This is a genomic window from Hydrogenophaga sp. OTU3427 (assembly GCF_038440225.1).
In the GTDB taxonomy this organism is placed as follows: Bacteria; Pseudomonadota; Gammaproteobacteria; order Burkholderiales; family Burkholderiaceae_C; genus Hydrogenophaga.
This window is the reverse complement of sequence record NZ_JASATI010000003.1, coordinates 1-14869: the sequence shown is the minus strand read 5'-3', so window position 1 is coordinate 14869 and position 14869 is coordinate 1. Positions and strand designations below refer to the sequence as shown.

The 14869-nt window shown below is 71.0% G+C and carries 10 protein-coding genes; 1 reads left to right on the top strand and 9 read right to left on the bottom strand.

Going from position 1 to position 14869, the window contains the following annotated elements; translation table 11 throughout:
* Positions 1 to 10 precede the first annotated feature (10 nt).
* Positions 11 to 322, top strand: a complete 312-nt coding sequence (locus AAHB17_RS02315; RefSeq protein ID WP_342129072.1) for a YkgJ family cysteine cluster protein — start codon at positions 11 to 13, stop codon at positions 320 to 322.
* Between the two features lie 5 nt (positions 323 to 327).
* Here the strand turns inward: AAHB17_RS02315 and AAHB17_RS02310 are convergent, their stop codons facing one another.
* The 9 genes from AAHB17_RS02310 to AAHB17_RS02270 form a co-directional block, all read right to left on the bottom strand.
* On the bottom strand, positions 328 to 1092 hold the full coding sequence (locus AAHB17_RS02310) for a TerC family protein (protein ID WP_342128834.1): 765 nt from the start codon (positions 1090 to 1092) through the stop codon (positions 328 to 330).
* A gap of 94 nt (positions 1093 to 1186) precedes the next feature.
* The gene (locus AAHB17_RS02305) at positions 1187 to 1540 is read right to left on the bottom strand and encodes a hypothetical protein (protein ID WP_342128833.1); all 354 of its coding nucleotides are present in this window, start codon (positions 1538 to 1540) and stop codon (positions 1187 to 1189) included.
* Positions 1541 to 1616: 76 nt separating this feature from the next.
* Positions 1617 to 2966: a diguanylate cyclase domain-containing protein gene (locus tag AAHB17_RS02300; protein ID WP_342128832.1), complete on the bottom strand. Its 1350-nt coding sequence runs from the start codon at positions 2964 to 2966 to the stop codon at positions 1617 to 1619.
* Positions 2963 to 5917 (bottom strand): HD domain-containing phosphohydrolase, encoded by a 2955-nt coding sequence (locus AAHB17_RS02295; RefSeq protein WP_342128830.1) that lies wholly within the window; start codon positions 5915 to 5917, stop codon positions 2963 to 2965. The genes AAHB17_RS02300 and AAHB17_RS02295 overlap by 4 nt, the downstream gene beginning before the upstream one ends.
* Before the next feature lie 95 nt (positions 5918 to 6012).
* Positions 6013 to 11220 (bottom strand): hybrid sensor histidine kinase/response regulator, encoded by a 5208-nt coding sequence (locus AAHB17_RS02290; protein ID WP_342128829.1) that lies wholly within the window; start codon positions 11218 to 11220, stop codon positions 6013 to 6015.
* Entirely contained in the window at positions 11220 to 13436 is a 2217-nt protein-coding gene (locus tag AAHB17_RS02285) for a methyl-accepting chemotaxis protein (protein ID WP_342128828.1), read from the bottom strand. The genes AAHB17_RS02290 and AAHB17_RS02285 overlap by 1 nt, the downstream gene beginning before the upstream one ends.
* 13 nt (positions 13437 to 13449) lie before the next feature.
* Positions 13450 to 13971 (bottom strand): chemotaxis protein CheW, encoded by a 522-nt coding sequence (locus AAHB17_RS02280; RefSeq protein ID WP_342128827.1) that lies wholly within the window; start codon positions 13969 to 13971, stop codon positions 13450 to 13452.
* A gap of 11 nt (positions 13972 to 13982) precedes the next feature.
* Positions 13983 to 14366 carry a response regulator transcription factor gene (locus AAHB17_RS02275; RefSeq protein ID WP_342128825.1) on the bottom strand — a complete coding sequence of 128 codons (384 nt, stop codon included), beginning with the start codon at positions 14364 to 14366 and terminating at the stop codon, positions 13983 to 13985.
* Complete coding sequence (locus AAHB17_RS02270) at positions 14366 to 14782, bottom strand: response regulator (RefSeq protein ID WP_342128824.1); 417 nt, start codon at positions 14780 to 14782, stop codon at positions 14366 to 14368. Before AAHB17_RS02270 ends, AAHB17_RS02275 begins: the two co-directional genes overlap by 1 nt.
* Positions 14783 to 14869 lie beyond the last annotated feature (87 nt).

Sequence of the window (14869 nt, the reverse complement as noted above, 5' to 3'; positions counted from 1 at the left end):
CACGATGAGCGTGAACCCCTGCCAGAGCTGCGGCGCCTGCTGCGCCAGTTTCCGGGTCGACTTCTCGGTCCATGAGCTGGACGAGATGGGCGGGCGCGTGCCCTCGGGCCTGGCGGTGGAGGTCAACGACAGCCTGTGCCGCATGCGCGGCACCGACCATTCACCTCCGCGCTGCGCGGCGCTCACCGGCCGGGTGGGCGTGAAGGTGGCCTGCGGCATCTACGAATGGCGTTCCTCGCCCTGCCGGGAGTTCGAGGCCGGCAGCGATGCCTGCCAGCGCGCCCGCCAGCGGCACGGGCTGGTGCCGCTGGCAGACATCTGATTGGATCAGGCGTTGGCGTCCGGCTGCTGGGCCAGGGCCTGGCGCTTGGCGCGTGCGCGGATGTTGAGCGCCTCGACCGCCAGCGAGAATGCCATGGCGGCGTAGATGTAGCCCTTGGGCACTTCCTGGTCGAAGGCTTCGGCGGTGAGCGCCATGCCCACCATCACCAGGAAGGCCAGCGCCAGCACCTTGACCGAGGGGTGGCGGTCCACGAAATCGCCGATGGGCTTGGCCGCCAGCAGCATCACGCCGACGGACACGATGACGGCGGCCACCATGACGCTCAGCTGGTTGACCATGCCCACGGCGGTGATGACCGAGTCGAGCGAGAAGACGATGTCGATGACGGCGATCTGGCCGATGATGGCCCAGAAAAGCTTGTTGCCTGCGGCCTTGAGGGCGGCCTGGTCGGTCTCCGGTGCGACGTCCTGCTCGCGGGCCTCGACCTCCACGAAGATCTCGTGCGAGGCCTTGTAGAGCAGGAACAGGCCACCCAGGAGCAGCACCAGATCGCGGCCGCTGATGCCCATGCCCATGACCGTGAACAAATCGGCCGTCAGCCCCATGATCAGGCTCAGGGTGAACAGCAGCGCCAGGCGGGACAACATGGCAAAACCCAGGCCGAGGCGGCGGGCCTTGTCGCGCAGTTCGGGCGGCAGGCGGCCCACGAGGATGGAGATGAAGATGATGTTGTCGATGCCCAGAACAATTTCAAGGGCGGTCAGCATCGCGAAGGCGATCCAGACATTGGGATCAGTGAGAAATTCCATGGTGCTTGGCCGGTGAAGTGGCGGATGAGAAAACGGTGACGGACAGGCGCCGTCGTGAACAACTGGCCGGGCCAGGCGCGGGCCCGACCCAGTCTCAGGCGGCGCGCGAGAACCGGGGTGGCCGTTGCAGGCCGTCCAGCGTGGGCGGCAGGTGGGCGACCAAGACCGGGGTCAGCGGGACCACCCGCGCCGGGGCCGGCGCCAGGGTCGGCACCTCCTGGTTCAGCGCCTCGGGCGACTCGGGCTGAACGTCGGCCAGGCCAGCCTCGGCGGCGGCGGTGGTGTCAACGGCAGCGCCAGTATGCGCTTGCGGGACCGGCCCGTCCACGACCAGGAGCGCGATCCGCTGGGCGTCGTCGCCCAAGGCGGCGCCGTTGTCTTCGGACACGAACAGGCCCACCCCGACAAGGAGGTGCAAGACCAGGATCGCGATGAAACAGCGCCGCATGGGGCACGATTTTATCGCCGCGACCACTGACATCACCGTTCGGAACGGCGGGATTTGTACCGCCTCCCGGGTGGGGCTATCGCCGGCTGTGCTTCACCACGTACATGGCGTTGTCGGCATGCCGGAGCAGTTGCTGCCCGTCCGTGCCGTGCTCGGGGTAAAGCGCCACGCCCAGGCTCGGACGGATGTGCAGGCGCTGGCCATCGATGTCGAAGGGCGCATCAAATGCCTCGCTGATCTTATGGGCCACGACCCCGTTGCCCTCCGGCGGATGGCTGGACTCCAGCAGCACCACGAATTCGTCCCCGCTCATGCGGGCGACCGTGTCGGACGCCCGCACACAGCCTTTCAGGCGGTGCGCCACGGCCTTCAGCAAACGGTCGCCCGTCGCGTGCCCCCAGTCGTCGTTGACCTGCTTGAACTTGTCCAGGTCCAGGTACAACAGCGACAGGTGGCGGTGCTCGCGCCGCGCCCTGGCCAGCGCCATGTCCAGGCGGTCCTGCAGGCAGCCCCGGTTGGGCAGGTCCGTCAACTCGTCGTACTGCGCCATGTGGCGCAGCCGCGCGTACAGCCGCTGGCGTTCGATGGCGGAGGCGATCTGGGTGGACACGTACTGCAACAGTTCCCTGTCTTCCTCGGTGTAGGGCGCGTCCTGCGCGTGCCGATTCAAGCCGACGGCGCCCATGACGCCTTTTTGGGTGGTGAGCGGTGCCCCCAGCCACGAGGTCGAATCCCCGCCCAACCGGGCCTGCTCGCCCCGGATGACCTCATGGCAGAAAGCCACCACCGCCGCCGTGGGTGGCTCCGGCGCCTGGACAGCCCCGTCCACACAGTACGGAAAACCCAGCTGTCCGTTGGCCTCATCGACCAAGGCGACGGCGAAATGGTGGCAAGGCAGGAGCTGGCCGATGACCTGGTGGATCTTCTGCAACAAGGCGGGCATGTCTTCGGCCGCGTGGGCGGCTTCGGAAATGGCGTAGGTGGCGGCCTGCATCGACTCCGCGCGCTTGCGCGCGGTGACGTCGCGCGCGACCGCGATCCGCAGACGGTCGCTCGGCGACCAACGTGCCGACCACATGATGTCGACCCGCCGCCCGTCCTTGCGCAGGTAGCGGTTCTCGAAATGCAGATGGGTCTGCCCGGACATGATGCGCTGGGCCGCCTGCAAGGTCCGGTCCCGGTCCTCGGGTGCCACCATCTCGATCATGCGCCGGCCCACCATCTCCTCGGGCGTGTAGCCAAACACCGCCTCGCAGGCCGCGCTCACGAAAACAAAGTGCCCCTCGGCGTCCACCACACACACGGCATCCAGCAGCAAGTCGACGACGGAGGCGCACAGGGCGTCGCTGTGGCGCGGCATGGGTTGGATTTCATCGGGGTTCAAGCCGGGGGCCGCCGCATGGCGGTCTCGTGTCGTGTGTGTCATGCGCTCGCATCCTCGATCGCTGCGCGCTCGGCCTCGCTCACCTCGTCCGCCGGCAGGCCCATCAAGGCCTCGATGGCGGGAATGTCCACCGCGTCGATCTGCGACGGCAGCATGTACTTGCGCGCGAAACTTTCCCACAGGCGGCTGCGCAGGAAGTAGCGCAGCAGGTGGGCGTCCAGATGCTGGCCGCGCGCCATCAAGGCCATCAGGCGCAGCGATTCGGTCAGGGTCTTGGGCGTCTTGTAGGGGCGGTCCGACGCGGTCAGCGCCTCGAACACGTCGGCCAAGGCCATCACGCGGTCGGCCAGGGTGAGCTGGTCGGCGCCGAGGCCGCGCGGGTAGCCGGTGCCATCGAGCTTTTCGTGGTGGGTGGCGGCGATGTCGGGCACCCGCGCCAGGTGGCTGGGCCAGGGCAGGCTGCGCAGCATGATCAGCGTCTGCACGATGTGGTCGTTGATCTTGAAGCGGTCTTCGTTGGTCAAGGTGCCGCGCTGAATCGACAGGTTGTGCAACTCGCCCAGGTGCTGGGCCACCGCGGGCAGCTTCATGTTGAAGCCCCAGCGGTTGGCCGGGTCGCCGGCCTCCACCGGCGGCCTGCGCTGGCCCCAGGGCACCAGGTGTTCGGGCCGGTCGCTGAGCAAGGCTTCGCGCGCCGGCAGGGGCTGGGGCGCCTGCCCTTCGAGCCGGCGCTGCTCTTCCGACGAGATGCCCAGGCGGTTGTCGAAGTGGCGCCACCAGGTCTGGCTGCCGATGGCGGCCAGGCGCAGCAGGTCGGCATCGGCCATGGATTCGGCGCCCAGGTTGCAGGCGGCGACAAAGGCATGGTCGTCCTGCAGCGTCTGCTGCCGCTGCGCCAGCCAGGCATCCAGCGTGACAGGGTCCTCGCCATCGGCCAGCCGCTGCAGGTGTTCGATCTGGGCATCGCGCCACAACACCTCGAAGCGGGTGCGTATCTCGTGGATGCGGTTGTAGATCGTCTCCAGCTTGGTGGCCTTGTCGATGATGTGCTCCGGGCTGGTGACCTTGCCGCAGTCGTGCAGCCAGGCGCCCAGGCGGAACTCGTAGCGCTGCACCTCGTTCATCTGGAAGCTGCCATAGGGCCCCTGGCGCTCGGCACACAGCTGGTCGATCAGCATCTCGGCCAGCTCGGGCACCCGTTCGCAGTGGCCGCCGGTGTAGGGGCTCTTGGCGTCGATGGCGTCGGCCAGCAGCTGGATCACCGCGTCCAGCAGGCGCTGCTGCGCCTCGAACAGGTGGCGCGTCTCGACCGACACCGCCAGCGCGCCCGACAGCTTGACGGCAAAGGCCCGGAAGTCCTCGCTTTCGTGTTCGTCGTCCACCGCGTGGTTCAGGACCAGCAGGCCCAGCACCTGCTGCTGCCGGCCCATGAGGTGCAGCGCCAGGCGCCCGGCGGTGTGCTGGCACGGCTCGGTGCCGCCGGCGGGCAGCCGTTGGGGCAGCCGGGCCTCGGCGTCCTGCAGCAACTGGGTGCTGGAGACGGCGGCCACCACCAGCTCTCCGCTGGCCTCGTCGAGCAGGTACACGGCCCCCGACTCGCATTGGGTGGTCTCCACCAGCTTCTGCAGCACACCCTGCAACATCAGGTCCAGCTTGGGTTCGTGGCTGATGACTTCGGTGGTGCGCAGGAAATTCTGGATGGTCAGGCACATGTTGCCGAACACGGCGTCCAGCTCCTTGACCTCGCGCACCCGGCTGTGGGCGGCCTGGCGCTGGTCGAAATCGAAGCGGGTGAGCTGCTGCGCCTGCCGTGTCAGCCGCGCCAGGCTCAGCCCCACCTGCCGACCCGCCAGCCATCCCAGGGGCAGCAGGGCCACGACCAGCAGCAGCGCCCACCAGGCCTGGCGCTGCAGCGAGGCCCGCATGTCGCCCAGCAGGTCGCTGTCGGGTACGGCCACCATGATCTGCATGGTGCGCCCGGGCAGGCTGTCCAACGCCATGCGCACGCCAAACCACTCCTGGTCGTTCACGTGGTAGGCCACCGGCTCGTCCATTCCGGCGCCCGTGGCGCGCAAGCCCAGCAGGCCGGCCACGCCCAGGCCGCTCAGGGTCTGCAGGCGCACCGCCTGGCCCTCGCGCACCAGGGCGCGGTCGAGGTCGGTGTAGGCCAGCACCTGGTCGCGCTGGTCCACCACGGCGATCTCGCTGTGGGGCGTGCGGCGCAAGTCGGCGATTTCGGTGCTGAGGTCGGACAGGGCCACGTCCAGCCCGAGCACGGCACCACCCACCTGACTGGGCTGGCTCAGCGTCACGCCCACCTGCTGCGAGGTGAAGAACACATAGGGATCGGTCAGGCTCTGCTGGCCGCTGCGCCGCGCGCCGTCGTACCACGGCCGGGTGCGCGGGTCGAACACGTAGTCGGGGCGCGGCTGGTCCGCCAGCGGCACCAGGTTGGCGGTGTAGAACAGCCAGCGGCCCCGGGGCTGGCGCCTCTCATCGAACGTGACGGCCTGGACCAGGAAATTGGCCTTGGGCGGCGCCCCGAAACGCTGACGGATGTCGGCCTTCTCCAGCGGCCGCACCAGGATGAACTCACCGTTGTCGTATCCCACGAACACCGACGAGACCAGCGGCACATGGACCAGGACCTCGGTCAACGCGGGCAGGCGCTCCAGCCGCTGCTCCAGCGTGGTGGCGTGGCCCACCGGGTCCAGCGACAGCTGGCGCAGGGAAGCCTCGGCCGGACCCAGCACGCGGCGGGTCTTCTCGTTGATGATCACGCCCATGTCGCGGGCGCTGTCCTGCGCGGCCGACAGCAGCGCGCCACGCGCCGCCTGCCAGCCTTGCCACATCAGCAGCACCGCCAGGGCCAGCATGCACACCACCACCAGGCTGCCGATCAGCACGTGCAGCGGCACCGTCCACCCGGGGCGGGGGCTGGCGGATGGCAGACCGGCCAGCGGTGGATCGGCGGTGTCGTTCAGGGCACTCATGCACAGGCTCCATCGGCATGAAGTTCATGCGCTGCGTGACAGTTTTGCACAATTTGACCCGGTGTCCGGGGCAGACCGGTCGCAAAAGCGATTTTTCAGTGCGGCGCCGCCAGCCGCGCATAGCCCGCCACCAGCGCCAGCAGCGTTTCCTCGGAATAGGGTTTGCCCAGGTAGTGGTCCACACCCAGCTCGCGGGCGTGTTCGCGGTGCTTGTCGGCGATGCGCGAGGTGATCATCACCACCGGCAGGTCTTTCAGCGCCGCGTCGGCGCGCATGTGCGACACCAGCTCGAAGCCGTCCATGCGCGGCATCTCGATGTCGCTGAGCACCACCACGGGCATCTCGTCACGCATGCGCTCCAGCGCCTGCTGGCCGTCGTTGGCCAGAGCCACGCGGTAGCCTTCGCGCTGCAGCAGGCGCTGCGTCACGCGGCGCACGGTGATGGAGTCGTCCACCACCAGCACCAGCGGGGTGGACGGCACCGGCTGCTGGGCCTGCCGCGAGGCGGCGTCGCGCAGCCAGTCGCACGTGGCGCCGCCGTACACCACGGCCAGCGCCACCGGGTTGTAGATCAGGGCCACGGCGCCCGAGGCCAGCACCGTCATGCCCGACACGCCCGGCAGGCGCGAGAGCTGCGGTCCCAGGTGCTTGACCACCACCTCCTGGTTGCCCAGCAGTTCGTCCACATGCAACAGCACGCGCTGGGTGGCGCTGCGCAGCTGCAGCACCGGCGCCAGCTTGCCGGCCTCGCGGCTGCCGGTGGACTGCGACAACAGGGCCCCCGCCCAGTACAGGGGCAGGCCCACACCATCGGGCGCCAGTTGGCCCACCGGCCCGGCCTCGCGCACGATGGCGGCGTCCAGGCGGTGCACCTTTTCCACCAGGCTGGCCGGCACACCGAAGGTGAATGCGCCGGCGCGCAGCAGCAGCACCTGCGTGACCGCGGTGGTGAGCGGCAACACCAGGGTGAAACGCGCGCCACGGCCGGCCTCGGACGCGATCTCGATGCGTCCCCCCAGGGCCAGCACCTCGTTGCGCACCACATCCAGCCCGATGCCGCGGCCGGCCAGCTCGGACACCTCGGCCGCGGTGCTCAGGCCGGGCTCGAACACCAGCGACATCAGCGCCGCCTCGTCGGGCGCCGCCGCGCCGTCCAGGCGCCCCAGCGCGAGGGCCTTCTCGCGCACGCGGGCCAGATCCAGGCCCGCGCCATCGTCGCCGAAGACCAGCGTCACGTCGTTCCCCTCCTGGCGCAGCGTGAGGGTGAGCGCACCTTCGGCCGGCTTGCCCGCCGCCTCGCGTTGCGGCGGCGCCTCGATGCCATGCACCACCGCGTTGCGCAGCAGGTGCTCGAAGGCCGGTGCCATGCGCTCGAGCACGCTGCGGTCCATCTCGATCTGGGCCCCCACCAGGTCCAGGCGCGCGCGCTTGCCCGTTTCGAGGGCCGCCTGGCGCACGACGCGGTGCAGGCGCTCGGCGATGGTGTCGAAGTCGACCATGCGCGTGCGCAGCAGGTCGCGCTGCAGCTCGCGGCTCTGGCGGCCCTGCGCCACCAGACCGTCCTCGGTCACGTCCACCGCGCGTTGCAGGTTGCGCTGCACGGTGGCGACGTCGTTGACCGACTCGGCCATGATGCGCGTGAGTTCCTGCACCCGCGTGTAGCGGTCGAACTCCAGCGGATCGAAGGAGGCCGTGGCGTCGCGCCCGGCCTGCAGGTTCTGCGCCTGGCGCGACTGCACCTGGCTTTCGGTCTGCAGCTCCAGGTCGCGCAATTGCTGGCGCAGCCGCGCCAGGTTGCCGGTCAGGTCCTGCAGCGAGGCGCGCAGCGTGTGCAGCTCGTCCTCCATGCGTGCGCGGGTGAGCATGACGTCGCCGACCTGGCCCATCAGGCGGTCCAGCAGCTCGGGGCGCACCCGCACCGCCGCGGCGGTGGACGGCGCCGCCCGCTGGGCCGGCACGCGGGGCAGCAGAACGCCGTTGGCGGCGGCGGGGACCTCGGCGCGGTCCGCCGGCGGGGTGGCCGGGGGGGCGACCTGCGGGCCGGTCGCGGGCTCGGCGGGCGGGTCGCTGGTGTCCGGTGCCGCGCCGCCACGCAACTGATCCAGACGGGCGGCCAGGGCGTCGAAACGCAGCAGCAGGTCCTGCAGCGCCGGCAGATCGGAAGCCTCGCTCCCCACCTGCTCGGCGGCCGACTCCATCTGGTGGGCCAGGTCGCCCAGGCCCAGGGCGCCGGCCAGGCGGGCGCTGCCCTTGAGGGTGTGCAGGTTGCGCAGCACCTCGGCGCGCGCGCTGCCGTTGTCGGGCCGCGCCACCCACTGGCGCAAGGCGCCGCCCAGGCGCGGCATGAGGTCCAGCGCCTCCTCCTCGAACACATGGAAGAGGTCGGCATCGGGCGTGTCGGCGGCCTCGGCCACCGGCGTGGCCACCACCTGTGGCGCGGGCACCGGCACCCAGTCCTGTGGACGTGGCCAGGACGCCAGCCGCTCGGGCCAGGCCGGATCGCCTTCCTTGAGGAAACCGGCGGCGAACTGATGCAACAGGTAGCGCAAGGCCTCGGCGGCCAGCACCGGCACCTGGCGCGCTTCATCGCCCAGACGCTGGCCGGCTGGCGGCGTGGCGCACCCCAGGCGTTCGATGGCGTGTTCGAGCGCGCGCGCCAACTGGCCCAGCGGCTCGAAACCCACGGTGAAGGAACTGCCCGCCAGGGAATGCGCCCAACCCACGGTGGGCTCGGCGGGCAGGCGGTCCGGCCCCACGGCCCATTCGGCCAGCGCATTGCACAGGCAGCGCGACCACTCGTCGGCCTCGTTGAGGTAGACGTTGAACAGGTTGAGGCCGATGCGCAACGGCCCGATGACCTTGACCTGTTCGTCGAAGGCCTCGAAGGCCGGCTCGGCTTCGGGCACGGGGGCCTCCAGCGGTTCCGGCACCGGTGGCGCGGGCGCGGGCGCGATCACCGGCTTCGGTTCCTCCGGTTCCGGCACGGGCACGGGCGTCGCCTCGGCCTGCAGCGGCAGGTAGATCCCCTGCTCCCGCATGGCCAGCGAGCTGCGCTGGAAAGGCGCGGCCTGGTGCGCGGGCGTGCGCCCGGCGGCCAGTTCGTCCACCCAGGCCGCGAGGTGTGCCAGTGCTTCACCGGCCAGGGCCAGCAGCGGCCCATCGGCCGGCGCCTGCTCGGCCAGGCGGGCGTTGAGCACCTGCTCCATGGCCCAGGCGGCCTCGCCGAACTCGGCCAGGCCCACCATGCGGGCACTGCCCTTGAGGGTGTGGAAGGCACGGCGCAGCGTGGTCAGGGCGGCGAGCTGTCCACCGTCGCCCGACAGGCTGGCCACCGAACGCTGGCCGCTGGCCACCACCTCGCGGGCCTCTTCGATGAAGATGGCAAGCAGCTCGGCGTCCTCGTCCTCTGCCGGTGCATCGGCACCGGTGGCCGGCACGTCCACCGGGGGCACGGCCGGCTCGGCCTCGCGCGGTGTGCGTGACGCCTGGGCCAGCAGGGGCCGCAGTTCGCCGCTCGGGGCATCGAAAACGAAACCGCGCTGCGCCGAGGACGGGTGCAGCCCCAGCACGTCGACCAGAAAACCCAGGGCCCCGAGGTTGTGGACCAGGCTGCGCCAGGGCGGCGAGCCAACCTCGGTCTGTCCGCTCAACAGCGCCTGCGCGGTCTCGCGCATGGCAAGCGCGGCGCGGGCCGCGTCGTCCAGCGCCAGCACCGACAGCACGCCCTGCATCTGCGCGAACGCGTCGGGCAAGGCGGCCAGGCCCTCGCGCCGCGACGGATCGCGGGCCAGCCGGTCCAACACCGCCTCGGCCTCCAGCAGCACGCGGCGCACTTCGTCCACCACGCTGCCCAGGGTCTGGCGTTCGCTCCATTGCCGGTAAAGCTGTTCCATCCAGGGCGCCAGCGGCGGCAGCGGCTGGTCCGCCAGCACGGCGCGCACACGCTCGGCCAGTCCCGCCGAACGGTCGGCCAGTCCCGGATCGGACGGATCGAAATCCTCCAGCGTGGCGGTGAGGAACAACAGGGCGGTGGCGACTTCCAGCGCCAGTTGCGGCGTGATGCGCTCGGGCACGGCGCCCACCTGGTTGACGGCGTCCACGAAGGCCTGGGCCAGCGGCGCGGTGTCGGGGCAGACGCGGGTGACGCCGCGGCCCACGGTGTGAAAGGTGGCCGGCAAGGTGGCCAGGGCCGCCGCCACCTGCGGGCCGCCATCGCTGGCCTGTGCCCAGGCATCACTGGCGCGACGCACCTGGTCACGCGCGGCGCTCAGCAAGGTCGGGTCGAACAGGCCCAGGCGGACCTGTTCGCAGTCCACCGGCTGGTGGTCCTGCAGGCCAAACGCCTCGCGCACGGCCAGCAGCGCATGGGCCTCGCCTATGCGCGCCGGGTCGGCTTGGGCGCACAGGAACAGCAGCTCGTGCAGCAGCGGATCGGACACCTCGGGCCGGCCCTGCGCCAGCCCGGCGTACTGCAGCAGCACGCGCGAGGCGGCGCGTTTGCCATGCACGTCGGCCGGCAGCGCACCGTGGGCCACGGCATCGAAATAGCCCGCCGCCACGCGCCAGAAGGTGGCCACCTCGGCCGAGACGCCAGATGCGCCCGGCGGCACGGCGGCGGACAGCGACTGGCCCAGGCGCACCAGTTCGGCGGCGGCGCCGGCATCGAAGGACTTGACCACCGGCAACACATGGCGGTCGAGCTGGGCGCGCAAGGCCGGGCCGTAGGCCACGGACGTCGCGCCGTTGGCGACCGGAGGCATGGTGATGCCGTGGTGGTCCGGCGTCCAGAGGTCGGCCGGGTGCACGCGCTCGGCGCCGGCCAGCGTCTGCGCGTCGCGGTAGGCGGGGAACAGGTGCAGATCGGCCACGGGGCGCTGGCGCACGCGGCGCTCCAGGTAGTCGGTCAGCGCCGCGCTCACCCGCTCCAGCGTGACCACGGCGCTGTCGTCGCAGGCATCGGGCCGGGCCACGAAACGCTGCACCGCGGCTTCCATGCCGCGCAGCACCCGGGCCGCCGCGCCCAGCCCCACCATCTCCATCGCGCCCACGGCCTGGTGCAGCTGCTGGCGCGCCATGCGCAGGTCGGCCTCGTCCACGCTGGCCAGATCGGTCAGGCGCGCCTGGCGGTGGGCATGGGCGAAGCGCTGCAAGGCCGACAGCGCCTCCTGCAGGCTGCGCTGCAGCTCGTCGTGGACCCAGGCCAAAGGACTGAGGTCCAGGCCACCGGCGTTCGGATCTGCCGCGCGGGCAGCCCCCTCGGGGGGCCGCGACCCGTGCGACGGTGGAGCGTGGGGGCTGTCCATCACGCGATGCGGAAACGGGCGACGGACTGCTTGAGTTCGTCGGCGATGCGGGTCAGCTCGCGCACCTGCTGCACGGTCGAGCGGGTGCCCTCGCCGGTCTGCTCGGTGACGGCGAAGATGTGCTGGATGTTGTCGGCCGTGCCACCCGCCAGCTGCGCTTCGCGCGCGGTGGATTCGGCGATCTGGCCCACCAGTTCGGCCACCTGGCGCGAGTAGCGGTCGATCTCGGTCAGGGCGGCGCCGGCGTTGTCGGACAGGCGCGCGCCTTCAACCACGCCGCGGGTGGACGACTCCATGGCCAGGATGGTGTCCTGCGTGTCGCCCTGGATGGCCTTGACCAGCGCCGCGATCTGGCGCGTGGCGTCGGCCGAGCGTTCGGCCAGGCGCTGCACCTCTTCGGCCACCACCGAGAAGCCGCGCCCAGCCTCGCCGGCGGAGGCGGCCTGGATGGCGGCGTTGAGGGCCAGCACGTTGGTCTGCTCGGTGATGCTGGAGATCAGCTCGGTGATCTCGCCGATCTCCTGCGAGGACTCGCCCAGGCGCTTGATGCGCTTGGCGGTGTCCTGGATCTGGTCGCGGATCTGGTTCATGCCACCCATGCTGGCCAGCACCGCCTGCAGGCCCGATTCGGCCGCCTGCGCCGACTGGCGCGCCACCTCGGACGAGGTCTGCGCCTGCGCCGACACCTGCTGGATGCGCTGGGCCATGTCGAGCACGGCCTGGCCGGTCTCGCGGATCTCGCGCAGCTGCTCGGTGGACGCGGCCAGCAACTCGATGGAGGTGTTCTCCACGCTGGCGGTGGTCTGGCCCACGCGCTCGGCGCTGGTCTGCACCTGGCCCACCAGGTTGCGCAGTTCCTCGACCGTGTAGTTGATCGAATCGGCGATGGCGCCGGTGATGTCCTCGGTCACGGTGGCCTGCTTGGTCAGGTCGCCGTCGGCCACGTCCTGCAGTTCGTTCATCAGGCGCAGGATGGCGGCCTGGGTGGCGTCGTTGATGCGGCGCGCCTCGCGCTCCTGGCTGCTGGCCAGGGTCTGCAGCTGCTCGGCCGTGCCCTGGCGGCGCCGGCTCACGCGCAGCTGCAGCTGGGCCAGTCCCCACAGGCACAGCAGCGCGCCCACGGCCGTGAGGGCCGGGGCCACCAGGCCACCGGTCGGCTCGACCGGGGCCAGGCCCACCCGCCCTTGCAAGGCCAGCAGGCGCCCCATCAGCGGCTCGCTGTCGCGCAGCAGCTGGCGCTGCGCCTCGCGCGGCGGCCCGACCTCCTGCACCGTGGTCAGCAAGGCGTTGGCGGCGGCCAGCACGCCGGCCTGGTCGCGCTGCAACTGCTCCAGCGGCTCGCGCTGGCGGGTGTCGCGCGGTGGCACGCGCCGGGCGGCGGCCAGCACGGCGTCCAGACGCTCCTGGATGGCATTGACGTCCTGGCCCAGCGCGATCACGGCCGGCGCCGAGGTGCCGGTGGGCGTGGCAAAGCCCACGGCGGTGAAACGCACGCGGTGCAGCAGCCGCGCCAGCTGGGCGCTGGCGGCGACGTCGGCGGCCGGCGCGTTCTGCAGGGCCAGCTGCGCCAGCCAGGCCTCGGCGGCGTCCAGCTGGGTGCCGCTGCGCTGGCGCAACTCGGCCAGCTGGGCGGGCAGGCGCACCAACGCGGCCTCCTGGGCCAGCACCACGCCCACCGCGGCGTCGATCCGCTTGGCGTGTTCCGGCAGGCTGTCGTCCAGCAGCGCCAGGCTGGCCAGGCCACGCTGCAGCGCCTGGTCGGCGGCCTTGAGGCGGGCGAACGCTGCGGCCTCGCCCGCGACGGCCTGCCCGGCCAGTTGCGCCACGCGTTGGGTGTCCAGCAGGGCCGCCACCAGCGGCGCGGCGCGGGCGCCGCCGTCATCGCGGGCACCGTACCACTGGTAGGCCAGCAGCAGGCCGGTCAACAGCAGCAACACGGTGAGCCCCGCCACCAGGATGCGCTGGTGCGCCTCGACGCTGCGCCGGCCCAGCAAGGGCATGTGCACGGCGTCGTCGATCACCACCTCGCTGGCCTTGGTGGCCGCGCCCGCCCCGGCCTGCCCCACGCCGGACGGCACCGACAGGATGGAGTCGGAACCGAAGGTGGAGGAACTCAGGCCCGAGGCCGGGTCCATGATCTCGGACGACATGCCGTCCGACAGCGGGATGTCGTCCAGCGGGTCGCGTCGGCCCAGCAAGTCACGCAGCCTGTTCATCAGCGCCATGGGGTCATTCCACCTTGTCCTGGGTCGCGCCGGCGGCGGCCGGGCGGTCGTTGATGTCGAGAAAGTCGGCGCGTTCGCACAGCCGCATCAGGTCGAGTTCGTACCAGACGTTGTCCTGCGCGTCGGCCAGCACCTGGCGCAGCACCGGCGAGGGCAGCGGCTCGGGCGCGGGCACGAAGTCGTCGGCGCTGCGCAGGCCCAGCAGCCGGTCCACCGGCCAGACGGCGTTGATGCCCAGCTGCGCGCTGAAGCTCACGAAACGCGTGGGCACGGCCGGCGCCAGCACCGGCCAGCCCAGCCAGCGCACCAGGTCGACCACGGTGAACAGGTCGCCCCGCAAGGTGGTCACACCCAGCACCCAGGGCTTGACATGGGGCAGGGCCAGGACCGGCGAAGGTGGCGCGATTTCGCCCGACTGCGCCAGCGGCACCAGCAGGCGGTGGCCGCCGCTTTCCACCCCCAGCCAGTGGGCCGCCGCGCCAGCGGCCGGCTTCTGGGTGTCGTCAGGGGTCGCGGACGGTGGCATGGGCGGCGGTGTCAGAACGTGGTGTCGGGCTGGTCGACGGCGGCGATCTTGGCCAGCAGCTGGGACGGGTTGACCGGCTTGGTGATGTAGTCGCGTGCGCCCTGGCGCAGGCCCCAGACGCGGTCGGTCTCCTGGCTCTTGCTGGTGCACAGGAACACCGGCACCTTGCCGTACTGCGGGTGGCGGGTGAGCTGGCGCGTGAACTGGAAACCGTTCTGGCCCGGCATGACCACGTCCAGCAGGATCAGGTCGGGTAGGGCCTCGCCGATCTGGCGAAAGGCCTCCTCGGCGTTTTCGGCCGTGCGCACGGTGTAGCCGTGGCGACCCAGCAGGTCGCTGAGGAACAGCAACTCGGTCCGCGAGTCGTCGACCACCAGGATGTCCTGCACCGCCATCAGCCGGCCTCCCCGATCGGGGCCAGCACCACCGGCCCATGGGATCGCACAGCCAGCAGCAGTTGCTCCCTGGTGAAGGGTTTGGTCAGGTGGTCCTCGGCGCCCACCATGCGCCCACGCGCCTTGTCGAACACGCCATCGCGCGAGGACAGCATGACCACAGGGATGCGCGCGAAGCGCGGGTTGCGCTTGATGATGGCGCAGGTCTGGTACCCGTCCAGGCGGGGCATGAGGATGTCGCAGAACACCAGGTCGGGATGGAAGTCGTTGATCTTGGACAGCGCGTCAAAACCGTCATCGGCCAGCTCTACCGTGTGCCCGCCCTGCTTCAGAAACATCTCGGCGCTGCGCCGGATGGTGTGGCTGTCGTCCACCACCAGCACCTTGAGTCCAGAAGAAGCAGGGGCGTCGGTCATGGCAAGAATTTCCGGCGCGAGGGGGTTTAGAGCGCGTCCGGCGCGCAGTGAACCACCGGGCAGACACCGCCGGGGCCGCGTGGCCGC

Excerpts from the sequence above, each read along its gene's own strand:
- AAHB17_RS02285 (WP_342128828.1), bottom strand. The coding sequence starts at position 13,436 with ATGAACAGGCTGCGTGACTTGCTGGGCCGACGCGACCCGCTGGACGAC.
- AAHB17_RS02305 (WP_342128833.1), bottom strand. The coding sequence starts at position 1,540 with ATGCGGCGCTGTTTCATCGCGATCCTGGTCTTGCACCTCCTTGTCGGG.
- AAHB17_RS02300 (WP_342128832.1), bottom strand. The coding sequence starts at position 2,966 with ATGACACACACGACACGAGACCGCCATGCGGCGGCCCCCGGCTTGAAC.
- AAHB17_RS02270 (WP_342128824.1), bottom strand. The coding sequence starts at position 14,782 with ATGACCGACGCCCCTGCTTCTTCTGGACTCAAGGTGCTGGTGGTGGAC.
- AAHB17_RS02280 (WP_342128827.1), bottom strand. The coding sequence starts at position 13,971 with ATGCCACCGTCCGCGACCCCTGACGACACCCAGAAGCCGGCCGCTGGC.
- AAHB17_RS02295 (WP_342128830.1), bottom strand. The coding sequence starts at position 5,917 with ATGAGTGCCCTGAACGACACCGCCGATCCACCGCTGGCCGGTCTGCCA.
- AAHB17_RS02275 (WP_342128825.1), bottom strand. The coding sequence starts at position 14,366 with ATGGCGGTGCAGGACATCCTGGTGGTCGACGACTCGCGGACCGAGTTG.
- AAHB17_RS02290 (WP_342128829.1), bottom strand. The coding sequence starts at position 11,220 with ATGGACAGCCCCCACGCTCCACCGTCGCACGGGTCGCGGCCCCCCGAG.
- AAHB17_RS02310 (WP_342128834.1), bottom strand. The coding sequence starts at position 1,092 with ATGGAATTTCTCACTGATCCCAATGTCTGGATCGCCTTCGCGATGCTG.